The 24,620-nt window shown below is 69.2% G+C and carries 22 protein-coding genes and 2 pseudogenes; 8 read left to right on the forward strand and 16 right to left on the reverse strand.

From position 1 onward, the window contains the following. Nucleotides 1–271: 271 nt before the first annotated feature. Nucleotides 272–829 carry an NAD(P)H-dependent oxidoreductase gene (locus QAD21_RS16505; protein ID WP_055475908.1) on the reverse strand — a complete coding sequence of 186 codons (558 nt, stop codon included), beginning with the start codon at nucleotides 827–829 and terminating at the stop codon, nucleotides 272–274. Between the two features lie 118 nt (nucleotides 830–947). On the opposite strand from QAD21_RS16505, the pseudogene QAD21_RS16510 reads away from it, so the two are divergent. Next, nucleotides 948–1,573 (forward strand): annotated as a pseudogene (locus tag QAD21_RS16510) (helix-turn-helix domain-containing protein). Nucleotides 1,574–1,680: 107 nt separating this feature from the next. Next, nucleotides 1,681–2,838 (forward strand): FAD-dependent urate hydroxylase HpxO, encoded by a 1,158-nt coding sequence (hpxO, locus tag QAD21_RS16515; RefSeq protein WP_055475906.1) that lies wholly within the window; start codon nucleotides 1,681–1,683, stop codon nucleotides 2,836–2,838. Between the two features lie 23 nt (nucleotides 2,839–2,861). Here hpxO and eccB read toward each other — a convergent pair whose 3' ends face one another. Then, nucleotides 2,862–4,358, reverse strand: a complete 1,497-nt coding sequence (eccB, locus tag QAD21_RS16520) for a type VII secretion protein EccB (protein WP_055475905.1) — start codon at nucleotides 4,356–4,358, stop codon at nucleotides 2,862–2,864. A 203-nt stretch (nucleotides 4,359–4,561) separates the two neighbouring features. On the opposite strand from eccB, the gene eccE reads away from it, so the two are divergent. Then, entirely contained in the window at nucleotides 4,562–6,298 is a 1,737-nt protein-coding gene (gene eccE / locus QAD21_RS16525; protein WP_055475942.1) for a type VII secretion protein EccE, read from the forward strand. Nucleotides 6,299–6,308: 10 nt separating this feature from the next. Here the strand turns inward: eccE and manA are convergent, their stop codons facing one another. The 3 genes from manA to QAD21_RS16540 form a co-directional block, all read right to left on the reverse strand. After that, nucleotides 6,309–7,595, reverse strand: a complete 1,287-nt coding sequence (gene manA / locus QAD21_RS16530; RefSeq protein WP_055475904.1) for a mannose-6-phosphate isomerase, class I — start codon at nucleotides 7,593–7,595, stop codon at nucleotides 6,309–6,311. Further along, a complete protein-coding gene (locus QAD21_RS16535; RefSeq protein WP_058252542.1) occupies nucleotides 7,592–8,749 on the reverse strand; it encodes a hypothetical protein in 1,158 nt (385 codons plus the stop codon). The genes manA and QAD21_RS16535 overlap by 4 nt, the downstream gene beginning before the upstream one ends. Before the next feature lie 89 nt (nucleotides 8,750–8,838). Further along, nucleotides 8,839–9,348, reverse strand: a complete 510-nt coding sequence (locus tag QAD21_RS16540; protein ID WP_171011554.1) for a DUF3499 domain-containing protein — start codon at nucleotides 9,346–9,348, stop codon at nucleotides 8,839–8,841. 142 nt (nucleotides 9,349–9,490) lie between these two features. Here QAD21_RS16540 and QAD21_RS16545 point away from each other — a divergent pair, with 142 nt between their 5' ends. Further along, entirely contained in the window at nucleotides 9,491–10,012 is a 522-nt protein-coding gene (locus QAD21_RS16545; RefSeq protein ID WP_058252540.1) for a metallopeptidase family protein, read from the forward strand. Nucleotides 10,013–10,076: 64 nt separating this feature from the next. Here QAD21_RS16545 and QAD21_RS16550 read toward each other — a convergent pair whose 3' ends face one another. Next, entirely contained in the window at nucleotides 10,077–10,334 is a 258-nt protein-coding gene (locus QAD21_RS16550; protein WP_171011557.1) for a WhiB family transcriptional regulator, read from the reverse strand. Between the two features lie 689 nt (nucleotides 10,335–11,023). Here QAD21_RS16550 and cofD point away from each other — a divergent pair. Genes cofD through QAD21_RS16565 form a run of 3 tightly spaced genes read left to right on the forward strand, consistent with a single transcriptional unit; the run spans nucleotide 11,024 to nucleotide 14,006 of the window. Then, nucleotides 11,024–12,061: a 2-phospho-L-lactate transferase gene (gene cofD, locus QAD21_RS16555; RefSeq protein WP_068972064.1), complete on the forward strand. Its 1,038-nt coding sequence runs from the start codon at nucleotides 11,024–11,026 to the stop codon at nucleotides 12,059–12,061. Further along, nucleotides 12,058–13,407 carry a coenzyme F420-0:L-glutamate ligase gene (locus QAD21_RS16560; RefSeq protein ID WP_058252537.1) on the forward strand — a complete coding sequence of 450 codons (1,350 nt, stop codon included), beginning with the start codon at nucleotides 12,058–12,060 and terminating at the stop codon, nucleotides 13,405–13,407. The genes cofD and QAD21_RS16560 overlap by 4 nt, the downstream gene beginning before the upstream one ends. Next, nucleotides 13,404–14,006 carry an NUDIX domain-containing protein gene (locus QAD21_RS16565; protein WP_068972063.1) on the forward strand — a complete coding sequence of 201 codons (603 nt, stop codon included), beginning with the start codon at nucleotides 13,404–13,406 and terminating at the stop codon, nucleotides 14,004–14,006. The genes QAD21_RS16560 and QAD21_RS16565 overlap by 4 nt, the downstream gene beginning before the upstream one ends. Before the next feature lie 33 nt (nucleotides 14,007–14,039). Here QAD21_RS16565 and glgC read toward each other — a convergent pair whose 3' ends face one another. Further along, complete coding sequence (gene glgC, locus QAD21_RS16570) at nucleotides 14,040–15,254, reverse strand: glucose-1-phosphate adenylyltransferase (protein WP_165629808.1); 1,215 nt, start codon at nucleotides 15,252–15,254, stop codon at nucleotides 14,040–14,042. Nucleotides 15,255–15,383: 129 nt separating this feature from the next. Here glgC and glgA point away from each other — a divergent pair, with 129 nt between their 5' ends. Continuing rightward, nucleotides 15,384–16,550 (forward strand): glycogen synthase, encoded by a 1,167-nt coding sequence (gene glgA / locus QAD21_RS16575; RefSeq protein ID WP_197282777.1) that lies wholly within the window; start codon nucleotides 15,384–15,386, stop codon nucleotides 16,548–16,550. Here the strand turns inward: glgA and QAD21_RS16580 are convergent. The 9 genes and pseudogenes from QAD21_RS16580 to dapE form a co-directional block, all read right to left on the reverse strand. Beyond that, nucleotides 16,529–17,500: a putative RNA methyltransferase gene (locus tag QAD21_RS16580; RefSeq protein ID WP_083229464.1), complete on the reverse strand. Its 972-nt coding sequence runs from the start codon at nucleotides 17,498–17,500 to the stop codon at nucleotides 16,529–16,531. The two genes, glgA and QAD21_RS16580, sit on opposite strands and share 22 nt — an antisense overlap. A gap of 2 nt (nucleotides 17,501–17,502) precedes the next feature. Further along, nucleotides 17,503–17,669, reverse strand: a pseudogene (locus tag QAD21_RS16585) (DUF3117 domain-containing protein). A 105-nt stretch (nucleotides 17,670–17,774) separates the two neighbouring features. Next, on the reverse strand, nucleotides 17,775–18,173 hold the full coding sequence (locus QAD21_RS16590; protein ID WP_055475940.1) for a DivIVA domain-containing protein: 399 nt from the start codon (nucleotides 18,171–18,173) through the stop codon (nucleotides 17,775–17,777). A gap of 138 nt (nucleotides 18,174–18,311) precedes the next feature. Further along, nucleotides 18,312–19,340, reverse strand: coding sequence for a glucosyl-3-phosphoglycerate synthase (locus tag QAD21_RS16595; protein ID WP_055475896.1), 1,029 nt, complete (start codon nucleotides 19,338–19,340; stop codon nucleotides 18,312–18,314). Further along, complete coding sequence (gene folP, locus QAD21_RS16600) at nucleotides 19,337–20,161, reverse strand: dihydropteroate synthase (RefSeq protein ID WP_091344402.1); 825 nt, start codon at nucleotides 20,159–20,161, stop codon at nucleotides 19,337–19,339. The genes QAD21_RS16595 and folP overlap by 4 nt, the downstream gene beginning before the upstream one ends. Nucleotides 20,162–20,232: 71 nt before the next feature. Further along, nucleotides 20,233–22,038 (reverse strand): long-chain-acyl-CoA synthetase, encoded by a 1,806-nt coding sequence (locus tag QAD21_RS16605; RefSeq protein ID WP_055475894.1) that lies wholly within the window; start codon nucleotides 22,036–22,038, stop codon nucleotides 20,233–20,235. A gap of 55 nt (nucleotides 22,039–22,093) precedes the next feature. Next, nucleotides 22,094–22,651 carry a TIGR00730 family Rossman fold protein gene (locus QAD21_RS16610; protein WP_055475893.1) on the reverse strand — a complete coding sequence of 186 codons (558 nt, stop codon included), beginning with the start codon at nucleotides 22,649–22,651 and terminating at the stop codon, nucleotides 22,094–22,096. Nucleotides 22,652–22,694: 43 nt separating this feature from the next. Next, a complete protein-coding gene (locus QAD21_RS16615; RefSeq protein ID WP_058252572.1) occupies nucleotides 22,695–23,474 on the reverse strand; it encodes a TIGR00730 family Rossman fold protein in 780 nt (259 codons plus the stop codon). A 46-nt stretch (nucleotides 23,475–23,520) separates the two neighbouring features. After that, the gene (gene dapE / locus QAD21_RS16620; protein WP_068972061.1) at nucleotides 23,521–24,618 is read right to left on the reverse strand and encodes a succinyl-diaminopimelate desuccinylase; all 1,098 of its coding nucleotides are present in this window, start codon (nucleotides 24,616–24,618) and stop codon (nucleotides 23,521–23,523) included. Between the last annotated feature and the right edge of the window lie 2 nt (nucleotides 24,619–24,620).

Consider the following 24,620-nt stretch of genomic DNA (forward strand, 5'->3'; position numbering starts at 1 on the left):
CTAGTGGCTGACATTTCTGGTCACCACAAGGGCTTGTGAATAACATTGATGGAAGACATGCAGGTCGGAGCGGTGCACGATCACAAATCCCCCGCGTGTCCTCCGCGTGTCCGGCGTGTCGTTCACAGGCTGTCCCGAGGCGGTCCACAACATGTCCACCGACCATCCACATCCGCCCCCGGTCGCACTCGCGGCCCGACGCCGGCACCCCCGGACACGACGACGCCGCGCCGGGCAAGGGCCGGGCGCGGCGTCGGGACGTTGGTGCGGGTCAGGCGCTGACAGCGACCTCGTCGACGAGCCGGGTGACGGACGCGACGACCTTCTCGACGACCTCCGGAGAATCCAGGCCGGCCTCGGGCAGTGCCGCGAGCTGCAGACCGAGGTCGGCTTCCGCGATCGCGCGACCGCCGGCGATGCCGACCGACTTACGGGTGTCCTCACGGGTCCACGCGCCGCCGTACTGGCCGAGGGCCGCGCTCAGCACCGCGACGGGCTTGCCCGTGAGCGCGCCGGTGCCGTAGGGCCGCGACAACCAGTCGATGGCGTTCTTGAGTGCGGCGGGGATGGTGCCGTTGTACTCGGGGGTCGCGATCAGCACGCCGTCGGCGGCGCCGACGATCTGGCGCAGGTTCGCCACGGCTGGGTCGAGCTGCTCCTCGATGTCGATGTCCTCGCTGTAGAACGGCAGCGAGCCGAGATTGTCGACGACCGTGATGGAGACTCCCGACGGCGCATTGTCCGCGGCCAGGTGGGCGAGCTGGCGGTTGACCGAGGCCGTACGCAGGCTTCCGACCAGCGCGACCAGTTCGACGACTCGTTCCGACATGTGATTCCTCTCGATGGCACAGGAGTCCGTGGAAGTCCACGCGACCTTGTCTACGACATGCTCTAACCGGACCAGGGTCCGATTCATTCCGCATCTGGTCAAGAGTTACGCTCATCACGTGCCAAACGGGCCCGACCACTCCCCACTCCACATCTCGCTCAATTCTTCGGGGACCGAACGTGCCGACGCCGCACGTAACCGGCGTCTGCTGCTGGCTGCCGCCAAGAACCTCATCGATCACCACGGTGCGGCCGCGGTGACGATGGAGGCGGTTGCCCGCGAAGCGGGTGTGGGCAAGGGCACAGTGTTCCGTCGCTTCGGCAGCCGGACCGGGCTCATGCTCGCTCTCCTCGACCACAGCGAGTCCGAGATCCAGCAGGCGTATCTGTCCGGTCCGGAGCCGCTGGGTCCCGGCGCTCCCCCGCTCGACCGACTCCTCGCCTACGGTCGCGCTCGCCTCAAGCTCACCGCCGACCACCTCGACATCCTGCTGGAGGCCGGCGCCGCGCCGAGGACTTCATGAGTCACCCGGTGGCCCGAACGTCCACCCAGCATGTGCAGATCCTGTTGCGCCAGTTGGGTTTCGACGGCGCGCTGGATTTCCTGGCCCTCACTGTCCAGGCGCCGCTCTCGGCGAGTTCGGTCCGCTACCTGTTGGTGGACATCGGGCTCGACCTCGAGACGATCACCCATCAGTGGCAGGACATGGTCACCGCGCTCGTCACCGGACACGACCGGTCCTGACCGTCGGGTCCATCCCGGTCACGCGTCCTCGCGGCGGCGGTCAGGCGGCGAGGTGTCCGGCGTACTCGCCGCGCGCCGCGGCTCGCGGACACCTAGCCTGGGTTCCTGTGAAAGCTGTGATCATCGGCGCCGGTATGGGCGGGACCTCGGCGGGCATCGCGTTGCGACAGCTCGGGCACGAGGTCGAGATATACGAGCAGGTCACCGAGAACCGCCCCGTCGGCGCGGCGATCTCGGTGTGGTCCAACGGGGTCAAGTGCCTGAACCACCTCGGCCTCGAAGCCGAGACCGCCGCGCTGGGCGGCATCGTCGATTCGATGAGCTACATCGACGCATTCACCGGAGAGACGATGTGCCGCTTCAGCATGGCACCGCTCATCGACGAGGTCAGGCAACGTCCTTACCCGATCGCACGCGCCGAACTCCAGCTCATGCTCATGAACGCCTTCGGCCACGACGAGATCCGGTTCGGCAAGAAGATGGTCGCCGTCCACGACGGTCCGGACGGCGCCACGGTCGAATTCGCCGACGGCACCACTGCCCAGGGTGATGTCGTCATCGCCGCCGACGGTGCGAGATCGCTTGCCCGCGACCATGTGCTCGGTCAAGCGGTCGAGCGTCGTTACGCCGGGTACGTGAACTTCAACGGACTCGTCCCGATCGACGAGGAGATCGGACCGGCCACCGAATGGACCACCTACGTGGGCGATTCGCGTCGGGTATCGGTGATGCCGGTGGCGGGCAACCGGTTCTACTTCTTCTTCGACGTGACCATGCCCGAAGGGGTTCCGTTCGAACGCGGAACCGCACGCGAGGTGCTCGCCGAGGAGTTCGCCGGATGGGCGCCCGGCGTCCAGAAGCTCATCGAGACACTGGATCCCGCGACCACCAACCGCGTCGAGATCCTCGACATCGATCCGTTCCACACCTGGGTCCGGGGACGTGTGGCACTACTCGGCGACGCCGCGCACAACACGACCCCCGACATCGGGCAGGGTGGTTGTTCGGCGATGGAAGATGCGATCGCCCTGCAGTTCGCCTTCCGTGATCACGCCGACGACCTGCACGCGGCCCTCGCGACCTATGAGGCGTCACGCACCGAACGGGCCGCCGACCTCGTGCTCCGCGCACGGAAGCGCTGCGACGTCACGCACGGCAAGGACCCGGAGGCGACCGCGGCCTGGTACGAGGAACTGCGATCCGAGGATGGCACCAACGTCATCCGCGGGATCGTCGGCAACATCGTCGGCGGCCCGCTCACGTAGGGCCGCGGCGGGAGCGCCGTCGATCATCCGCCGGTCGAGGGTCCTTCGGTGTGCTCCGCGCCGGCGTCGAGTCGTGCGGTCTCCAGGCCGTCGTGCGCGACGAGGGCGTTCTCGCGCGAGAGGGTCGGCCCGGGCGCGAGCAGCGACACCACCGACCACGGCGCGCGGGACGGTGAATCCCCGAGCCCGAGGATGCCGCCGGTCTCGAAGTCCGGCACGCCGAACCGCACACCCGAATCGTTGACGTAGAACAGCGATTCGGTGCGCGAGCTGTCCGCCTCGTTGCCGGTCACCTGCAGATACTGGCCCGAGCCCGGCGGCATGTAGACCGCGTCGAGGTTCGGTCCGGCACCATCGGACGACGTCAGCCGGACCGGCACCGCGTCCGACGCGAGCGGCAGTTCACGCCCCGCGAGCAACGTCGTCTGTGCGCGCGGCTCCCCCGTCCCGCGGGTCCAGGTGCGGCACAGCGTCGGATCGCCGCCCACGTCCAGCAGCGTCGGCGCGACTTCGGGAAAGTCCGAGACGGGTTCCGACTCCACGGTTCTCAGCGCAGCGAGCTGCCCCGGGGCGACGGTGGTCACCGGAGCTGCGTCGGAGTCGGCCAGCCGCATGAGTTCGGCGGTCGGGGCGCTGATCTCCTGCACCCCGTCGCGCAGCACCAGATGATAGGACGTCGTGTCGTCGACACCGACCGACTTGACGACACTGCCGACACTCGCGCCGTCGACTGCCCCGGGCTGGCCGGCACCCGAGATCTCCGGCACGGCAAGCGGATCGACCAGTGGGAAGGTGTTGAGTAGGCCGGTGGACATCTGCCGGGGCGTGGCCCCCTCGAGACCGAGGGCCCGCATGACGGGCGCGCTCTCGGTGTCGACAGCGGCACGGACCGGACTCCAGACACCGTCCCGGAACAGCTGATACACCAGGAAGGTCTGGTCGCCGCCATCGACGAGCACGGCGTCGGCGGGGTTCGCCGTCCCGATCGCGTCACCCAGACGCGGCGTCTCGGCGATGACGGTCTGCTCGATCGACTCGACCGGCGCGTCCGACACGGTCGACGAATCGCAGACCGTCCAGGTGGAGGAGTCCGGGTGCGCCGACTTCGGCAGTGCCGCCGGCGCACCCGGGATGCCCAACAGGGGTCCGCGCGGGTACGGCTTGAGCTTGTTGTCCCCGACCGAGGTCGGCGACTCCGAGCTACCCGTCACCAGCCGTGCCGAGGCCAGGTTGAGGACGGGATGCAGGGTGTCCTCGATCAGGACGTAGGTGCTGCCGCTGTTCTTGCTGACGATGATCGTGGCGTCGCCGACGGACCCCTGCGGCCGGATCAGGCCCCAGATTCCACACCCGCCGAGGACCAGCAGACCGAGGACGGTCCCGACCACGAGCGCCTGCAACTGTGAACGCATGGGATCGTGCAACATCCGGACGTCGCGTCGTACCAGGGCGTGCTCGAGCCTCTTGATCAGGAAACGGTAGCCGTTGACCTGGGCTTTGGTCGTCAGCTGACGTGCCACGGCTCCCCCTGTCCGCACCCGGGCCGCGGCGTCGGACCTTCTCCGGCGGCGAGCGGGTTGTGATCTCCTGCGGCATACCCCCTGCCGCGCGGTAGTAGCCTAACCGACAAACATGCCCCTGACGTGTGGGGCTCCACCGCTTGTGCACACTCTCGGTGGACGGCACACGCCAGTCGGCAGCGGTGATCGAGGGGGTCGCAACCGTGGAGCGGAACAGGCGTGGGATCGCACTGCCCACACTCGTCGTGATCGAGGCGGTGCTGGCGCTCGGACTCGTCGTCTGGGTGGTGTCCGGCAGCGTCTGGGGTGCAACCGCACTCGGCGTGGCCGCGGTCGTCTCCGCAGGTCTGGTGCGGGTCGGCGGCCGGCCGTCGGTGTTCGGTCGAATCGTGGCGAATCTGTCGTTCTCGTGGTCGCGGATGCGCCGCGACCACGCCGATCTCGCCCCGGCCCCGTTCGACATCCCGCTGCCCGCCCCCAGTACCCACGCCACCGCACGGCGGACATCGGCTCCGACGACCATCGGCGCGAGGTGGGTCGGCGACACCCTGGTCACCGTCGTCCGGGTGGACCCGGGCAGCCCGGCCGTCACCTACCTGACCCCGGGCCACAGCGAACTCGGCGACGAATCGGGCCAGGTGGTGCCCCTCGGCGTCCTGGCCGAGTGCATCAGTCCCTACGACATCCGGCTCAGCTCCATCGAGGTCATCAGTCACGGTGTGCGCGTGTGGGGTTCGGGCATCGCGCCGGACACCTACGACCGCACCCTGGGCCCGCTGTCGGCGACGGCCCAACGGTCGGTGCTGGTCGTCCTCCGGCTCAATCCCCTCGACTGCGCCGACGCCGTCGCCCGCCGCGGGGGCGGCGCGACCGGTGCACTGCGCACCGCGACGGTGACCACCCGCCGCGTCGCCAAGAGGCTCGCCGAACACGGCTTGTCGACGACCATCCTGTCGGCGGCACAGATCACCGCCATCACGGCGCAGCTCATCGAGGGCGCAAGCCTCGACTCGCTCGCCGAGGAACGCGACTCGGTCGGCGTCGCCGGTCTGCGGATGCGCAGCGCCGCCGTCGAACCGGCCGCCCTGACCGACGTGCTGCGCGGCATCTGGGTCAACTCCGCGGTCTCGACGACCGTCACCGTGAAGTTGTGCCCACGAGTCACCGAGGGCAGGCGTCGCGGCGATCGCACGACGGTCGAGGTGTCCGGGATCGTCCGCGTCAACGAGTTCCCCGCCGCGAGGCGCGCACTCGGTGGATGGCCCGCGGGTCTGATCCCCCTCGACGGCCGCCAGTTCGACGCTCTCGCAGCGAGTCTCCCCATCTCGACGCCGACCCGGCTCGACCGGGCCGTACCCGCACTCACGGGTTCGGAGGCGGAGGCGTTCCTCGCCTCGGCGCGTATCCCGGCAGGCGGTTGCGGCCAGCTCATCGGCGCCGATCACGCCGGCCGCGCGGTCGCCACCCGGCTCGTCGGACCCGGTATCTCCACGGTCTCGGTCGCCGCGGGCATTCACGTCGTGGCCCAGATCGCTCTCCGCGCAGTCGCGGTCGGTGCCGCGGTGCGCGTGCACACCGACCGCCCGCACCGGTGGACCCCGGTGGTCACCGCCGTGGGCGATCCGAGCGCGCTGTCACTCTCGGGCGACCGCACCCCGGCGCGCCCCGGCCCCGGCCTGGTCATCGTCGACGGTGTGGCGCCACCTTCCCCACAACCCGACACCACGCGGATGATCGTCGTCGCACCGGGCCTCGGCGAACCCGCCGACGGCGCCACCGTCGCGCTGCGTCAGAATCCGCGTACGCCACAGGACATCGCACTCGACACCGGCGGGCGGCCGATCCTGGTCACCATGGTCGCGACCCCCGACGAATGGAACCTGATCGGCGGCTACCCCGAACCCGCGGGCACCGCTGCGGCTACTCCGGTCCGGCGCTGACGGACTGACATCATTCGGACGCGGACGCCACCGATGAGGTCGGGTCGGGTTGCGCCGAGACCGCGGCCGGCACCAGCGCGCGGTAGAAGACCGCACGAGCCGACGCCGCGCGGACGATGACGTCCGGGTCGTCGTCGGTGATCCACACCGCCCGTCCGGCCGTCACGGTGAGCGGGTTCCCACCCGCCGGTCGGACCTCCACCGCGCCGCTGAGCACGGCGAGGATCTGCGGGCCCGGCATGTCGAAGCAGATCGACGAGGCGTGGTGGAGGCCCGTCCCGTCGAGTTCGACACGCGACAGCCGGAATTCGGGAGCGGGGGTGAGGTACACGCGCTCGGCGCCGACGGTCCGGATCTGCGGGGTCAGGTCCGAGACATCGACCGGGGTGAAGTCGAGGACGCGCAACAACTCGGGAACGTCGATGTGTTTGGGCGTCAGTCCGCCCCGCAGCACGTTGTCGGAGTTCGCCATGATCTCCACGCCCGTACCGCGGAGGTAGGCGTGCAGGTTGCCCGCGGACAGATAGAGCCCCTGCCCGGGTTCAAGGTGAATGTTGTTGAGCAGCAACGATGCCAGGACACCGGGATCGTTCGGGTAGGCCTCCCCGAGTTCACACACCGTCCGCAGTTCGGCGACGAACTCCGTCTCACCCGCGCTCAGCACGGTGACCGCGCCGGCGAGTACCGCCGGGACCAGCTGACGGAGCAGCGACTCGGGCAGCGTCAGCCACGTCGTGAAGAGCGCCCGCAGCCCCTCCGAGTCCGGCTGCCCCGCGAGCATCCCCAGATAGGGGTCGAGCTCACTGACCTGCAGTGCGCGGAGCAACCGAATGGTGTCCTCCGGTCGACGGAAGCCGGCCAGGGCGTCGAACTGGGTCGTCGCGACGATCAGTTCGGGCTTGTGCCATGGATCGCGGTAGTTGCGGTCGCGGGCTTCGAGCGCGACACCGCGGGCGTTCTCGCGTTCGAATCCTGCCCGGGCCTGTTCGGCGGACGGATGTGCCTGCAGGGACAGCGGTTCCTCGGCGGCGAGCACCTTCAGGAGGAACGGCAGACGCTCGCCGAAGGCCGCCGTGCTTGCCGCGCCGAGCGTACCGATCGGATCCGCGTCGATCACGTCGACGAGATCCTGCTCGATCCCGGCGACATCGACGCACCGAGCCGACCCCGCGGGATGGGACCCGAACCACAGCTCCGCCTCCGGGTGCGCCGACGGCACGGACCTACCCTGCATGGACGCGATCGCGGTCCGCGACCCCCAGGCGTATGGCCGCACCACTCCGTCGATGATCCTCATTGCAACGCGTTCCCAACCAGGCGGAGGTACACCGCCGCCATCTCGACCCGTAGTGCCACGATCAGGAAATCCAGTACATCCCCCGGGCCGTCGGCCACCGGATCCTCACCCGGCGCCGGACGCCGGTCCTCCCACTCGCGGCCGTCCGCGCCCCCGGCGGCCGAAGTCTCTTGCGCACGATCGATTCCGACGAGGAGATCGACCTCGCCGAGACCGGTGATCCGCTGACGCGTGAACCATTCCCGCCGCCCCGTCGAGACGACCTGGACACGCGGCGCGGGAGCTGCCGGCGGTCCGTCGAAGTCGGGGTCGTAGAAGATCGAGTCCGCACTCGGTGCGACATCCGAGCGCGACCCGAGCAACTGCACCATTCGCGAGACGTCCGTGAGTTCGGCTGCGGCGCTGACGATCCCGGAGAGTCCGACGAGCCCGGCGACGGCATGCCGGGCGATGGCCGCGCCGGCCGGGCTGTCCGCCGTCCAGACGGTGGGGCGGCCCCGGACGCGCAGCGCCAGCGATTTGGCGCGATTGTGGAAGGCGTCGCGGGCCGGGTGTCCGGTCGAGGCCTCGTCGTCGAGTGCGTCGGCGAGGTCGTCGAGTGCGGGCACGCTCCCGGTGAACCGGACCTGGGTCAGCGCACCGAACACCGCGAGCAGCGCGGCGGCGAACCCCACGAAGCGGAAGCGGGGTTCGATGTCGAACCGCGGCGCAAGGTTGATCCCGTTGCCGCCCAGCGCATCTCGAAGAGGCCCGGCCACGGGGGCGACCACCACGACCTCGGCCCGCCGGCGTAACGCCCGCGCGGCGGCGTCGGCGAGCGCCATGTCCCCGGCATCGTCGCCGGCGACGATCACGACGTCGAGCGGGCCGATCCACCCGGGCAACACCGGACCACTGACCACCGGGACGTCCACCCGGGCCCCGAGCGTGGCCACCGCGAAGTCGGTCGCCCGATGGGAGACGCCGCTGGAACCGTGGACCACGATGACGCTACGGGGACGCAGGTCCGCGAGCGGGGCGAGCACGCCTTCGCGCACCGCTTCGGCGACGGCGCGCACCTGTGCGCCGGCGAGCGCGACCGCTCTCAGCAAACCGTCGACATCGGCCGAGATCAGCTCCTCGGCGTCGTCGAGGTCGGGGGAACCGGTTCGCATGTCACCAGGGTAGCCAGGTCGCGGAGTCGGCGCGCACGTACTCGGCACAGTGTCTGTGTGGTCCACGCCCCCCGCGCGGTGGTGACCGGTCAGTCGACCGGGTCCGGCAGTACCCGCAGGTGTCCGCGGCGCCCCGGGCGCGGCCGGGTCTGGTGTCGCGGGGCCCCGGCCGGCTGCGACGGTGCATCGACCGGGCCGGCGCGGTGCCGACCCGTCCGACGGTCGTCCACGGCATCGCGATGGGCCTCGACGAACGCGGTGTCCTCGAAGGCGTCGAGGGCGTCGATCGGACTGCGGTCGACGTACCGCGGGCGTCCACCGCCGGCGACGGCTCCGGCTTCCCGAACCGCCTCGGCGAGCGCGGTCAGCTCTTGATCCTCGGCCGGCGGCGCGGAGAATCCCCGCTCGCTGCGCAGCATCTCCCAGCCGCGCGGGACGGTGATCCGGCGGGCGTGATCGTCGCACAGGTCCCACGAGTGCGGCTCCTGCGACGTCGCGAGCGGACCGATCACCGCGGTCGACTCGGCGTAGACGAAGGTCAGGGTAGCCACCGCGGATCGGGCGCAGCCGGGTCGGCAGCACAGTCGGGGAAGCTTCACGTGACGAGATTAGCCCTCGTCGCTCGCAACCGCGTCGGCGACACGCTCACCGGGCGGGCGGCCGGCGAAGACCCGGACCGCCGGAGCAGACACGCAGTGACCGGAGGAGACACGGACTCGTCCGACCTCCTACACTCTCGCCATGCGTATCGACCCGAAGCCGACTCCACGTGGCTCCTCCGGCCTGCCGGAGGCGCGCCGCGGTCGTCGGCGGACGGGTCGTCACCGCGATCGTCGCGGACGGGGACTGCGCTCGCCGTTGCTGCCACAGGGCGTGCCCGCCCACAACAGCCGGTCCGATGAATTCGACGCGGTCGCCCTGGAGGCGTTCGCCGAGATCGACGCGCAGTGGCATGACCAGATCGCCGGACTCGACATCGCCGTCGACGAGATCCCCCGGCTCCTGCCACGTGACCCCGAGACGGTCGAGTGGCCCGACGAGGTGACCGCCGACGGTGCGGTGCCGCTCGCACGGCTGATCCCGGCCGGGATGGATGTGAACGGCGCACCGACGCGGGCGCAGATCATCCTGTTCCGCCGGCCACTGGAGTCCCGGGCCAAGAAGGGCACCGAGTTGCTGGATCTGATCCACGAGGTACTCGTGCAACAGGTGGCGACGCATCTGGGCGTCGACGAAGACACGATCGACCGCGGACCAGAGTGATCCGCGGTCGATGATCGGTGGGGACGACTCCGTCGCGAGCCGTCCGGTCAGATGGTGACGCCGGTCAGATGATGCCGCGCTTGAGACGCCGGCGCTCACGCTCCGACAGGCCGCCCCAGATGCCGAAGCGTTCGTCGTTGTGCAGGGCGTACTCGAGGCATTCGGACTTGACCTCGCAGCCCTGGCAGATCCGCTTGGCCTCACGCGTCGATCCGCCCTTTTCCGGGAAGAACGCCTCGGGGTCGGTCTGCGCACACAGGGCACGGTCCTGCCACTGCTCTTCGACGGCGTCGAAGAGATCGTCGAAGTCGTTGGGCACCAACGAAAGATGACGACGACCCGGCTCGGCCTCGTCGGCGACGGGCCCGTGCGGCGACCCGAAGTCGGTCCCGATACCGATGGCCGACGCGGCGGCGGTGCCGCCGATCATCGAATCATCAACGGGGCCAAGGGTGTTGAATTCGGCGGTGAATTGCGGGCGGTTCTGTGGTTCAAGCGGATTGCCGATCGGGTTTTCCAAAGCCATCGTCGGCGCCTCCTAGCTCGGGATGTTGGTAGTTTCTGCGTCCTCTGCGAACACGGCCTGTGTGCCGCACCCACCACTGTTGCCACACCACTTGTACTACGGATGTGGAAACACCCACATCAGACGTACACAGCGCCCGAGCGACGGCCCGCGAAGTGCCGGAACCGACCCTCACCCGAGTTCGAACATACGATCGAATCCGTTGAAGTCCAGCGGTTTTCGATCCGAAGGTTCTCGATCTCAAACTCGGAATGACACTGATGTGATTACACACGCCCAAGGCGGTCCGGGTCAAGTTGAAGTCAAAGATTCTCTGTTTACCACCAGGATCCGACAACCCTGTGACTCGACACGACATTGACCTCAACCCGACGTGAATGTCACACCGAACCCGGCACGGGTCGAAACCATCCGCACCGCACCGACAGCGCCTGACCGCCGACTCGCACCGCGCACTACAGTGGCGGTGTGAAGGAGTACCTGCTGTGAAGGTGACCGTACTCGTCGGGGGCGTCGGAGGGGCACGATTCCTCCTCGGTCTGCGCGAATTGTTCGGCCCGACGGCGTTCCCGGCCCCCCAGGACGACGCGTCCGGCGCCCCGGCGACCGAGCACGAGATCACCGCCATCGTGAACGTGGGCGACGACGCCTGGATGCACGGCGTCCGCATCTGCCCCGACCTCGACACCTGTATGTACACACTCGGGGGCGGGATCGATCCCGAACGCGGGTGGGGTCGGCGCGACGAATCCTGGCGCGCGAAAGAGGAACTCGCCGCCTACGGGGCCGACCCGGATTGGTTCGGCCTCGGCGATCGCGATCTCGCGACCCACCTCATCCGGACCCAGATGCTCGACGCCGGGTACCGGCTGTCCGACGTCACGGCCGCCCTGTGCCGGCGCTGGGTCCCCGGGGTGCGGCTCCTGCCCGTCACCGACGATCGTCACGAAACCCACGTCGTGGTCGCCAAACCCGACGGCGAGGACGGCGAACGGGTCGCGATCCACTTCCAGGAATGGTGGGTACGCCATCGCGCGCAGATCCCCACCTTCGGCTTCGCGCAGGTCGGTTCGGACGACACGGCGCCGGCACCCGGCGTCCTCGACGCGATCGCCGACGCCGATGTCATCCTCCTCGCGCCGTCGAACCCGGTCGTGAGCATCGGCGCCATCGTCAGTGTTCCCGGGATGCGCAGCGCGCTGCGCCAGACCAGGGCCCCGGTGGTCGGGATCTCACCGGTCATCGACAACCGTCCCCTGCGCGGCATGGCCGACGAATGCCTGTCCGTGATCGAGGTCGAGTCCTCGGCACAGGGGATCGCCGGACACTACGGCGCCCGCAGCGGCAACGGGATTCTCGACGGTTGGCTCATCGCCGACGGCGACCACGCCGCTGTCGACGGCATCGCCGTCGGTACCGCACCGCTGCTCATGACCGACCCCGCGGCCACCGCGCAGATGGTGCGTGCGGCCTGCGCGCTCGTCGACGTACCGCTGCCCGAGACCAACAAGGGCGTGCAGTGACCGCTCGCCCCGACCACCGCGCACCGGGACATCTCGAGATCCGGCCGGTGACCGGCCTGCCCGAGTTCACCGCCGACTCCGACGTCGCGGGCGAGATCCTCGGCGCCGCACCCTGGCTCGAGTCCGGCGACGTGCTGGTGGTCACCAGCAAGATCATCTCCAAGGCCGAAGGGCGGATGGTCGATGCGCCCAGCGATCCCGAGGAGCGGGACGCACTGCGTCGTCGCCTCGTCGACGCCGAATCGGTGCGCGTCCTGGCCCGTAAGAACCGAACCCTGATCACCGAGAACCGTCTCGGCCTGGTGCAGGCCGCGGCCGGGATCGACGGCTCGAATGTGCGCAGCGATCAGCTGGCACTCCTGCCGGAGAACCCCGACCGCAGTGCGGCGTCACTGCGGCGTGCCATCGCCGACGCCGCCGGCCTCGACGTCGCGGTGATCATCACCGACACGATGGGTCGGGCCTGGCGGACCGGACAGACCGACGTTGCCATCGGCGCGGCCGGCATCGCCGTGACCCACCCATACGAGGGCGGCGTCGACGACTACGGGAATCCGTTGATCGTCACCGAGATAGCGGTGGCCGACGAACTCGCCGCCGCGGCAGACCTCGTCAAGGGCAAGCTCGCCGCCGTCCCCGTCGCCGTCGTCCGCGGGTTCGCTCCGGCCGACGACGGCACCACCGCCGCCGACCTCATCCGTCCCTACGACGAGGACCTGTTCCGCCTCGGGACCGAAGAGGCGATCGCACAGGGCCGCCGAGAGGCCATCCGCACCCGGCGTTCGGTGCGCACCTTCGCCGACCGGCCCGTCGACCCGGCGGAGCTGCGCGACGCCCTCGCCGAGGCGCTCACCGCCCCGGCACCCCACCACACACATCCGGTCCGCTTCGTGTGGATGCGTTCCGCCTCGCGACGCCGCGAACTGCTCGACGCGATGACGCGCGACTGGCGCACCGACCTCGAATCGGACTCGAAGACAGCCGAATCCATCGAGAAGCGACTTCGACGCGGGCAGATCCTCTACGACGCCCCGGAACTGGTGATCCCGTTCCTCGTACCCGAGGGCGCCCACGACTACCCCGATGATCGTCGCAACGCCGCCGAGCACACGATGTTCACCGTGGCCGCGGGCGGGGCGGTCGCCACCCTGCTCACCGCGCTGGCGGTCCGCGACATCGGCAGCTGCTGGGTCGGGTCGACCATCTTCGCCGCGCCGACGGTGCGCCGCGTCCTCGATCTGGATTCGAGTTGGGAACCGCTGGGGGCCGTCGCCATCGGACATCCGCTCGAACCGGCCGGGTTGCGCGACCCCGCCCCCACCGCGGAGTGGGTCGTCGAACTGTGACCGCCGAGTCGCTGCACGCCTCCGCCGTCGAGGCCCTGACACGGTGGGAGACACCCGATCCCGCCCAGGACTCCCTGCGTCACGCATATCTCGCGTTCCTCGCCGCGTCCCCGGACGGGTGTCTTCGGGCCTGCGCACCAGGACATCTGACGGGTTCGGCGATCGTCTTCGACGCGACGCGCCGACACGTTCTGCTGACCCTGCACCCCCGCGTCGGGAAGTGGATACAGCTCGGCGGTCACTGCGAACCCTCCGACGATTCCCTCGCCGGCGCGGCGCTGCGCGAGGCGCGAGAAGAGTCGGGCATGCCCGAACTCGTGCTCGACACCGCCGACCCCACGCTCGCCGGTGACGGGATGGTCCACCTCCACACCCACCCGATCACCTGCTCCTTGGGAGTCCCCACCCGCCACCTCGACGTCCGCTACCGGGTGGTCGCCGCCCCGACGCCCGACGGCGAACTCCCCCGCGTCGTATGCAGTGACGAGTCCGTGGACCTCCGCTGGTGGCCGGTCGACGCGCTTCCGGACGACGCCGGAGACGACATCGCGACGCTCATCGACGCGGCCTTGCGGGACGGCGGCTCCCCCGCTCCCTGAGGTGCGAGCGAAGCGAGCCACGAAGGGCCGTCGTCAGACCCGGATGTTCTTCCCTACCGTCACGACACCACCGGCGCTGACGGAGAACCGCTCGCGGTCGGCGCTCACGTCGACACCGAGTTGCTCGCCGTCGCCCACCACGACGTTCTTGTCGAGGATCGCCTTGCGGACGACGGCACCCTTACCGACGCGGACGCCGGGCATCAGCACGCTGCCCTCGACCACCGCGCCGTCTTCGACGATGACGTTCGAGGACAGCACCGAGTTGCGGACCGTGCCCCCGGAGATGATGCAGCCGGATCCCACGACCGAGTCCTCGGCGACCCCGGACTGGACGAACTTGGCGGGCGGCAGGTTGTGGGTCTCGCCGCGGATGGGCCAGCGGCCGTTGTAGAGGTTGAAGATCGGGTGGACCGACACCAGGTCCATGTGCGCCTCGTAGAACGCATCCAGTGTTCCGACGTCGCGCCAGTAACCGGTGTCGCGTTCGGTGGCACCGGGTACCTGGTTGTCCTTGAAGTCGTAGACGAAGGCGGTGTTCCGGCGCACGAAGGCCGGGATGATGTCACCGCCCATGTCGTGGTCGGAGTCCGAGTCGGCGGCGTCGGCGCGCAGCGCGTCGACCAGCGCCTCGGTGGTGAACACGTAGTTGCCCATCGACGCGAACGTCACGTCGGGATCGTCCGGCGTGCCGGGCGGATCGGCCGGCTTCTCCAGGAAGCGGGTGATCTTCCCGCTCTCGTCGGAGTCGATGCAGCCGAAGGCCACCGCCTCCGCTCGGGGCACGCGGATCCCGGCCACCGTGACGTCGGCGCCGGATTCGATGTGCGCGGCCACCATCTGCGACGGATCCATCCGGTACACGTGATCGGCTCCGAAGACGACGATGTACTCGGGTCGTTCGTCGGTGATGAGGTTCATCGACTGGAAGATCGCATCGGCACTGCCGGTGTACCAGCGTGGTCCGAGTCGCTGCTGGGCCGGCACCGGGGTGATGTACTCGCCGTGGAATCCCGACGTCCACCAGGTCTGCGAGATGTGCCGGTCCAGCGAATGCGACTTGTACTGTGTCAGCACGCAAATGCGCTCGTAACCGGCATTGACCAGGTTGGACAGCACGAAGTCGATGAGTCGGTAGGCACCGCCGAAGGGCACCGCAGGTTTGGCGCGGTCCATCGTCAGCGGGTACAGACGCTTGCCTTCGCCGCCTGCGAGGACGATGCCGAGGACGTGCGGCTCAGATCTCACTCCCCCAACTTAACCGCGATCGAAGCCGTCGGCCAGATGACCGGGCGGTCAGTATGCGTGGCGTCGGCCGCGACCGGGGTTTGGCAGCACCGATGGCGATCTGCGCGCGTTGGCACTAGCGTCGAGATCATGCGGGTGGCGATGATGACACGGGAATATCCACCTGAGGTCTACGGTGGCGCCGGGGTCCACGTCACCGAATTGGTCCGGTATCTGCGCGATCTCATCACCGTCGACGTGCACTGCATGGGCGCCGAGCGGGAGACTGCCTCGGTGTACACCCCCGACCCGGGGTTGGCCGGGGCGAATGCGGCGATCACGACGCTGTCGGCCGATCTGCGGATGGTGGTGGGTGCGTCCGGTGCCGATGTCGTGCACTCCCACACCTGGTACACCGGCCTTGCCGGGCACCTGGCGGGACAGCTCTACGACGTGCCGCACGTGCTGACCGCCCACTCGCTCGAACCGTCGCGCCCGTGGAAGGCCGAGCAACTCGGCGGCGGGTACCGGGTGTCGAGCTGGGTGGAACGCAACGCGGTGGAGTACGCCGACGCGGTGATCGCGGTGAGCTCGGGGATGCGCACCGAGATCTGTGACACCTACCCGCGTCTGGACCCTGAGCGTGTCCATGTGGTGCGCAACGGGATCGACACATCTCAATGGTTCCCGGTCGACGATCCGTTCGGACCCGACTCGACGCCGACCGCACTCGGGCTCGACCCGGATCGCCCGATCGCGGCGTTCGTCGGCCGGATCACCCGGCAGAAGGGCGTCGCACATCTGGTGGCCGCGGCGCACCGGTTCGATCCGGACATCCAGCTCGTCCTCTGTGCTGGTGCCCCCGACACGCCGGAGATCGGCGCCGAGATCGAGAGCGCGGTGGGCGAACTCTCCGCCTCGCGTCCCGGCGTCCACTGGGTGCGCGAGATGCTCCCACTCCCCCGCATCCGCGAGATCCTGACCGCGGCAACGGTCTTCGTGTGCCCATCGGTGTACGAACCGCTGGGCATCGTCAACCTCGAGGCGATGGCCTGCGGTACCGCGGTGGTGGCCTCGGCGGTCGGCGGCATTCCCGAGGTGGTGCGCGACAACGTCACCGGCCGCCTCGTGCGGTACGACCCCGTCGATCCGGCGACCTTCGAACACGATCTCGCCGACACGGTGAACGCGGTGGCCTCGGATGCGGCGGCGGCGTCGGCGATGGGGGTGGCCGGCCGCGAACGCGCCGAAGCCGAGTTCTCCTGGGCGTCGATCGCCGAACAGACGCTGGGTGTCTACGAGTCCGTACGGCGTTGAGCGGGTGAGCGTCCGCGGACGGGCCGACACGTGGTCACCACGACCGACACCGTGACCGGCACCCGACCGTCCCCGGCGAAGGCCGCGGCCCGCGAGCGGATGTCGGCCTCGTCGGAGTGAAATGCCGACGGGCCCATGGCGACCAGATCCCCCACGGTCTGCGCGTCGACGTCTGCGGAGTACCGGACAGGTGACTCGTCGACCAATTCGAAGCCCGCGTCGAGCGAGGCACGGAGGCGCTCGGATTTGGCCTCGTCGACACGCAGCATCGCCATCGGCTCGATGAGTTCGCCGAGGTGGTCGGGCCCCGGACTCACGATGATCAGTGCGCCATCAGGGGCCAGTACGCGGGCGAACTCGCTCGCGTTGCGCGGCGCGAACACCGAGAGCACCACCGCGACAGCGTCATCGACGACGGGCAGGCCGCGCCAGACGTCGGCGACGACGGCAGCGAGGGGTCGGGGTCCCCGCGCCATGGCCCGCGCGCAGTACTTCGAGAGGTCCAGGCCGATTCCGGCGGCCGAGGACCGTCCGTCACCGCCGGGCACCCCACTCGCCTCGACCGCGGTGCGAAGATAGTGTCCGCCACCGGCCCCCGCGTCGAGGATCACCGGCCGGTCGTGTCCACCCGTGACCTCGGCCGCGCGGCCGGCGACGAAATCGACCACGGGGAGCAGGAAACCGGAGTCGTGCACGCGGGCTCGGGCGGCCACCATGGCTGCGGTGTCGGCGCGCAGCGCGCCGGACCGGCCGTCGAGCAGTGAGACATAGCCCTGACGGGCGAGGTCGAAAGAATGCGCCTGCGGACAGCGCAGCGACGCGCCGTCGGCCGACAGGCGCCCGGTACACACCGGGCAGCGCAGGATCTCGAGTACCGAAGTGAGGCCATGCGCCCGGTGCGGGGTCGGTGGGTCCGCCCGGGCCTCATGGGAACTACCCTCGTGGGGCATGTTCAGCCGGTTACCCCGCGGAGTTCCTCGCCCAGCGCGGCTGCTTCGTCGGCGGTCAGCTCGACGACCAGTCGACCTCCACCTTCGATCGGAATCCGGACAACGATTCCACGCCCTTCTTTGGCCGCTTCGAGGGGCCGTCCCCAGTACGTGGCTTCATTGCCGCCATTCTCAAGCTCCCTTCAAGGTCCCTGCTCCGAACATGATACGTGCCCGGGTCGCACACGATTGTCAGTGCGCGACACGCGCGCCGCGCGGTCTCGACGTACAGCCCCTACTGGGGGGTGCTCGGCGGGCCGGACCGCCCGGCGTCCACGCCGCCGTTCCCGGTGATACCAGCGGCGGGATCGTCCGGAGCCGCGCCCGCTTCCGCCCCGGGCACCGACTCCCGTTCGCGCAGACGCGTGATCACCGACCGCAGGTCGTCGACCTCACGCGCGAGACGTGCCAGCGCCCAGTCGACTTCGGCCTGCTTGTAACCACGCGGGGTCTGGGCGAAGCGCAACGCACGCACGTCGTCACCGGTGATGCCCACCGACGGCAACCGGGTGAGCGTGGTGTCGGGCTCGACCGGCGGCAGATCTTCTCCGCGTCCGAACACGAACCAGACGACAGCGAACACGATCGCGACGACGAGTCCCATGATCAGCAGGTACAGCAGCAGCGTCTGCATGCGTTCCATCCTGGCAGAAGCGCCCGGACGACGGCCCGGCACAGCACCGACCCGGCGACGGCCACCCGCGTCAGGGCGGGCGGCGTCGCCGGGTCGGGGCCGGGTTCATCAGGTCCGGCCCATCAGGTCCGGAGCCGCCTAGGAGGCCATCTCCTCGGCCTTGGGGGTCAGGGCGCGCACGGTGTTCATCGGCGGACGATCCTCGAGATAGACCTCGGTGGTGTGCGGCGTGAAGGAGCCGTCGGGTTCGGCGGTGAACTGGGTGAGCCCGACGCCCGAGTCCTCGATGCCGCAGCGGCGCATCAGGGTTCCGACGATCTGGCGGCTCATGACCCCCAATTCCACCAGCGGGCGGTTGCGATGGGTTCGGACCCCGAGGTTGACCTGACCGATCCCGGCCAGGCCGTACCGGTCATAGGTGTCGATGAGAAGGCCGATCTCGACCCCGTAGCCCGGCGCGAACGGCACCGACGAGAGCAACTCGCGGGTGCCGGCGTACTCGCCGCCGAGTGGCTGGAGGACCGCGGTGAGATCCGGCTTCTGGGATGCCAGGAGGGGGCGTGCCACGAGCTCGGTCACGCGTCCGCCACCGTTCGCGTCGTGCGTACCGCCCGTGCGCAGCGGGCGCCGGTAGTAGCCCTTCACGAGCTGGATCTCGGGGTTCAGCAGGAGCGGACCGAGCATCTTGGGCACGAACATCGGGTCCGGGTCGATGAGGTCGGAATCGACGAATGCGATGATGTCGCCGGTCGCCACGGCGACCGAACGCCACAGCACCTCACCCTTGCCCTTGACCGGGTCCAGCTCGGGTACCGCCTCCTCGCGGGAGATCACCTGCGCGCCGGCGGCGAGCGCGCGCTCGGCGGTGGCATCGGTGGACCCGGAGTCCAGCACGATGATCTCGTCGACCAGGGTGCCGTACAGCGGCATGATCGTGGCGATGACGTCGGCGACGGTCTCTTCCTCGTTCAGCGCGGGCAGCACCACCGAGATGGTCCGGCCGTTCTTCGCGTCGACGAGGTCGTCGATCGTCCAGTCCGGCTGCTCCCAGGTGTGGGTTGCCGACCAGCGCTGCTCGGTCCCCGGGGTCTGGGCGACCGTCGGCCACATGGCGGCCTTGTCCCGGCTGACGGTGCTGGGCTTACGTCGCTTCTGCTGCTTGGTCATGCGAGTCCCCTGACTGTTCGGGCGGGTGGTTTCGCTCCCGCGATGGCAGCGACCATGTCGACCACGCGACGAGTGGCAGCGACTTCGTGGACGCGGAAGATCCGGGCGCCTTGGGCGGCGGCCAGACTTGTCGCGGCCAGAGTCCCTTCCAATCGGTGCGCTAGGTCTGTACCCAGAGTCTCCCCTACGAAATCCTTGTTGCTCAGCGCCATCAGGACCGGCCAGCCTGTGTTAACAAGATCTTTCACACCGCGTAACAGAGCCAGCCCGTGGTGAGTGTTCTTGCCGAAATCGTGCGTCGGATCGATAACGATCGAGTCTCGACGCACCCCGGCAGCGAGCGCCCGGTCGGCCGCGGAGGTCACCTCCCGGATCACGTCGGCCACCACCGCGTCGACCGAGTCCCCGTATGCGACGCGGTGCGGCCGGGTCCGCACCCGCGCGCCACCCGTGTGCGAGCAGACGATCCCGGCCCCGCGTTCGGCGGCGACGTCGACGACGTCGGGGTCGAATCCCGCCCAGGTGTCGTTGATGAGATCCGCGCCGGCGGCGCAGGCCTGGTCGGCGACCTCGCTGCGCCAGGTGTCGACGCTGATCAGCACGTCCGGATGCCGGTCACGGATCCAGGCGATCATGCCGACGACCCGGGCGGCCTCCGTCGCGGCGTCGACCTCGCGTCCGGGTCCGGCCTTGACCCCGCCGACGTCGATGATGTCGGCGCCCTCGGCGACGACCCGGTCGACGTGCGCCTGAGCGGCGGCGTCGTCGAAGCTCGCACCTCGGTCGTAGAACGAATCAGGGGTGCGGTTGACGATCGCCATCACCAACGCGCGGTCGGTCGGCACCCGCCGCCCGCACAGCGTGTCCGACGCCGACGTCTCCGGGCCGGAACTCACCCCTTGGGCACCTTGGCGGCGGCGACGTCGTCGGGGTAATCGTCGTAGAACTCGGTGTAGCCCTTCTCCTTGCCGAGCAACACGTAGAGCCGTTCGGCCTCGGCGTCGGTGTACCCCTCCTTGCGCAGCTCGACCTTGCGGTTCTTGAAGGTCGAGGTCTGCTCGAAATCGTCGACGATCCGCACGAACAGCGGCACCGCGTACGACGGCAGCGCGTCGTAGAGATGGCGGGCGAATGCGCCCGGGTCGAGGTCGGCGCCCTCGCGCAGCTTGATCGCGATCATCCCGGCGCGACCGTCGGTGCCGGGGACCTCGACGCCGTACGCCACCGACTGCGCGACGGCCTGATAGGAGTCGACCGCCCCCTCCACCTGGGTGGTGGCGACGTTCTCGCCCTTCCAGCGGAAGGTGTCGCCGAGCCGGTCGACGAAGGCGATGTGCGCGAAGCCCTGATCGCGGACGAGGTCACCGGAGTTGAAGTAGGAGTCACCGTCCTTGAAGGCGTCGCGGATGATCTTCTTCTCGGTCTCCTCGGAGTCGGTGTAGCCGTCGACGGGCACCCGGTCACTGATCTGGGCGAGCAGCAGGCCGGTACCGCCCCGGCCGACCTTCACGAGCCGACCGTCGTCGCCGCGTTTGGGGTTCCCCTCCTCGTCGTATTCCACGATCTTGTACGGGAGCGGGCAGAAGCCGGCGGTCTTGTCGACGCTGAACGCGTTGACGAATGCGAGGTTCAGTTCGCTGGCCCCGTAGAACTCGACGACGCGGTCGACCCCGAAACGCTCGCGGAACTCGTCCCAGATGTCCGGGCGCATACCGTTGCCGACCACGGTGTGCACGGAATGCTGGCGATCCGTGGGCTTCTCGGGCTGCGCGAGGAGGTAGCGACAGAGCTCGCCGATGTAGCAGAACGCCGTCGCACGGTTGAGGATCACGTCGTCCCAGAACTTCGACGCCGAGAACGAGCGTCCGATGGCGATGCACGCACCCGAGGCGAGGACCGAGGACAGTGACACCGACAACGCGTTGTTGTGGTAGAGCGGCAGCGGCACGTACATGGTGTCGCTGTGGCGTAACCGAACGGCGAGACCGCCGATGCCGGACAGGCTCGCCAGCCACCGGTTGTGGCTCATCACGCTGGCCTTCGGCATCCCCGTGGTGCCGGAGGTGAAGATGTAGAACGCCTTGGTCGACGCGGGCAGCTGCTCGGTGACCTCGGGATCGGCTTCCGAGAGTCCCTCGGCCGCGGCGTCGAACGCGGCGAAATCGTAGACGTGTTCGGGCAGGACCGATTCCGGGATCGACTCGAAGGCCTCCGCGCACTCGGGATCGTGGATGAGGACCTTGGCCTCGAGGAGGCCGACGCTGTGCTCGAGCACCTCGCCGCGCTGGTTGTAGTTCAGCATCCCGGCGATCGCGCCGAGTTTGACGGTGGCGAGCATCAGCAGCAGGTCGGTCGTGCAGTTCTTGGAGAGCAGCGCCACCACGTCGCCCTTGCCGACGCCGTCGGCGGAAAGTGCTGCGGCGTAACGATTCACGCGGCGGTTGGCCTCGCCGTAGGTGGTCGTGCGGCCCTCGAACCGGACGAACGGCCGGTCGGGGTGCTCGGCCGCGTGCTTCTGGAAGACCGAACCGATGGTCCGTTTGGCCTCCGGTGGGCGTCGGATGAGTCCCGGCGCGTGCTTGATCATCCCGGTCGCATGTGGCGCCATCTTCACCACGCCGCGAAGGATGTCGGGGATACCGACGGTCTTCTTCACACTCTGCTGCCGACCGTCCTGCTGCTCGACCCCTTGGGACATCTGCCCTCCGCTCTCCCGCTGGCGTTTCGAGTGCCCCGCGCACTCACGCGCTACCTTACCGGCCGGTAGCAAGACCTTTCCGTGCCGTCGCCAACTCCACCGCGTCGGCGACCGACCGCGTGATGAGCAGCCGGTCGAGCGATCGTCGGGCGACGAACCCGGTTGTCGACAACTCTCGCAGCCAGTCGAGCAACGGCGCGTAGAAATCGACAGGATCGAGCAGGACGACCGGTTTGTCGTGCATCCCGAGGTAGCCCCCGGTCCAGGTCTCGAAGAGCTCCTCGAGCGTCCCGATCCCGCCGGGGAGGGTGATGAACCCGTCGGCGCGCTCGTCCATGAGGCGTTTGCGTTCGCGCATGGTCTCGGTGACCACGAGTTCGCCCGACCCGAGGTCGGCGACCTCGTGCTTCATCAGTGCGCGCGGGATGATGCCGACCGTGTGGCCACCGGCCTCGCGAGCGGCGTTGACCAGCGCTCCCATCATGGAGATGTTCCCGCCACCGGAGACGACCACATGCCCCTGCTCGGCGAGCGTCCGACCCACTTCGGCGGCGAGATCGAGGTAGGGCTGGTCGACGGGACCGGAGGCGCAATAGACGCAGACAGCACTCACCGGGCAATCGTGCCATCGTCGGCCGGGAAGGTCATATCGACCCTCAGGGTGTCGCGGCCTCGATCGCGGCGACCACGTCGTCGGGGTCGTCGACGACGGTGAGCAGGTCCAGATCCTCGGGCGAGATCATCCCACGCGCGGCGAGGACGTCGCGCATCCAGTCCAGGAGGCCGCCCCAGAAGTCGCTGCCCACCAGCACGATCGGGAACCGGACCACCTTCTTGGTCTGCACGAGGGTCAGCGCCTCGAAGAGTTCGTCGAGGGTGCCCATCCCGCCGGGGAGACAGACGAACGCCTGCGCGTACTTCACGAACATCGTCTTGCGCACGAAGAAGTAGCGGAAGTTCATGCCGAGATCGACCCACGGGTTGAGGCCCTGTTCGAAGGGCAGCTCGATGTTGAGTCCGATGGACTGCGCCCCGGCCTGATGTGCGCCCTGGTTGGCGGCTTCCATCGCACCGGGTCCGCCACCGGTGATGACCGCGTACCCGGCCTCGCCCAGCGCTCGGCCCACGCGGACACCGAGCGCGTATTCCGGCGACTCCGGATGCAGTCGCGCCGAGCCGAAGACGGTCACGGCCTCGGCGACCTCGCTCATCGCATCGAACCCGGCGACGAATTCGGACTGGATGCGCAGGACCCGCCAGGAGTCGCGCATGGTTCGTTCGGAACGACGCGTGGCGTCGCGCGGGTCGACCCATTCCAGCAGGCGGCGGTCCGTGGTCTTGCCGCGCTGGTCCCGCCGAATCCGGATCGGGCCGACGTAGCAGGTGTCGGGGTTCGTTCCGTCTTCGACGGGTTCCGGCTCGGGCGTGGTCGACATGGCGGTCACGCTAGCAGCGCCGTCCGGCTCCGCCGGTCTCGCGAGGTCAGGACAGGTAGGTGCGCAGTAGGTCGGTCACCGCGCGGATCTGCTCCACCGGCACCCGTTCGTCGACGCGATGCGCGAGATTGGGATCGCCGGGGCCCAGGTTCACTGCGGGGATGCCCAGCGCCGAGAACCGCGACACGTCGGTCCAGCCGTACTTCGCGCGGAACCGTCCGCCCGCGGCCGCCACGAGCGCCGCGGCCGCCGGGTGCCCCAGCCCGGGCAGGGCGCCGGCCGCGGAATCGGTGACCTCCAGCCCGATCCTGCCGTCGGCCAGGTCGGCGGCGAACACCTCGCGGACGTGGTCCAGCGCCTGGTCGATCGAACGGTCCGGCGCGAAGCGGAAATTGACGTCGACATGCGCGGCGTCGGGGATCACGTTGCCGGCCACCCCGCCGCCGACCGCGACCGCCGACAGGCCCTCGCGGTACTCGCAGCCGTCGATGTCGACCCGACGGGCCTCGTACCCCGCCAGCGTGGTCAGGACACCGCCGAGCTTGTGAATGGCGTTGTCGCCCATCCAGGATCGGGCCGAGTGCGCTCGGGTTCCCGTCGTCGACAACCGAACCCGCAGCGTCCCCTGGCATCCGGCTTCGATGAGCCCCGCGGTCGGCTCGCCGAGGATCGCCACGTCACCGGCGAGCCACTCGGGGAGTTCGCGTTCGATGTCGTTGAGGCCGTTGAACTCTGCCGCGATCTCCTCGCAGTCGTAGAAGATCAGCGTGAGATCCGAGGCGGGTTCCGGCAGGGTCGCCGCGAGGTGGAGGAACACCGCGTCACCGGATTTCATGTCGACGGTGCCGCATCCATGCAGGACGTCGCCCTCCTCCGGATCCGTCTCGCGGCGGTGTGGGAGGTTGCCGGCGACCGGCACGGTGTCGAGGTGCCCGGCGAGGATGACGCGCTGGGCGTGCCCCCGGTCGGTCCGTGCGAGGACACGGTTGCCATGGCGGAGGATCTCGAATCCGCTCGTCTGCGCGCGCAGGGCGGCCTCGACCGCGTCGGCGATGGCCGACTCGTTGCGCGACTCGCTCTCGATGTCGACGAGCGCGGCGGTCAGTTCGACGGGGTCGGCGGTCAGGTCGAGGTCGGTGCTCACTC

It is taken from the genome of Gordonia sp. SMJS1, from assembly GCF_029866425.1.
In the GTDB taxonomy this organism is placed as follows: domain Bacteria; phylum Actinomycetota; class Actinomycetes; order Mycobacteriales; family Mycobacteriaceae; genus Gordonia; species Gordonia hongkongensis.

Bases quoted from the DNA above. Each gene is read 5' to 3' on its own strand.
- QAD21_RS16545 (WP_058252540.1), top strand. From the start codon at position 9,491: ATGCGTATCGACCCGAAGCCGACTCCACGTGGCTCCTCCGGCCTGCCG.
- QAD21_RS16595 (WP_055475896.1), bottom strand. From the start codon at position 19,340: ATGACCAAGCAGCAGAAGCGACGTAAGCCCAGCACCGTCAGCCGGGAC.
- QAD21_RS16535 (WP_058252542.1), bottom strand. From the start codon at position 8,749: ATGCGAACCGGTTCCCCCGACCTCGACGACGCCGAGGAGCTGATCTCG.
- QAD21_RS16580 (WP_083229464.1), bottom strand. From the start codon at position 17,500: ATGCCCCACGAGGGTAGTTCCCATGAGGCCCGGGCGGACCCACCGACC.
- manA (WP_055475904.1), bottom strand. From the start codon at position 7,595: ATGAGGATCATCGACGGAGTGGTGCGGCCATACGCCTGGGGGTCGCGG.
- QAD21_RS16615 (WP_058252572.1), bottom strand. From the start codon at position 23,474: ATGTCGACCACGCCCGAGCCGGAACCCGTCGAAGACGGAACGAACCCC.
- glgA (WP_197282777.1), top strand. From the start codon at position 15,384: ATGCGGGTGGCGATGATGACACGGGAATATCCACCTGAGGTCTACGGT.
- QAD21_RS16505 (WP_055475908.1), bottom strand. From the start codon at position 829: ATGTCGGAACGAGTCGTCGAACTGGTCGCGCTGGTCGGAAGCCTGCGT.
- folP (WP_091344402.1), bottom strand. From the start codon at position 20,161: ATGGCGATCGTCAACCGCACCCCTGATTCGTTCTACGACCGAGGTGCG.
- QAD21_RS16605 (WP_055475894.1), bottom strand. From the start codon at position 22,038: ATGTCCCAAGGGGTCGAGCAGCAGGACGGTCGGCAGCAGAGTGTGAAG.
- QAD21_RS16590 (WP_055475940.1), bottom strand. From the start codon at position 18,173: ATGCAGACGCTGCTGCTGTACCTGCTGATCATGGGACTCGTCGTCGCG.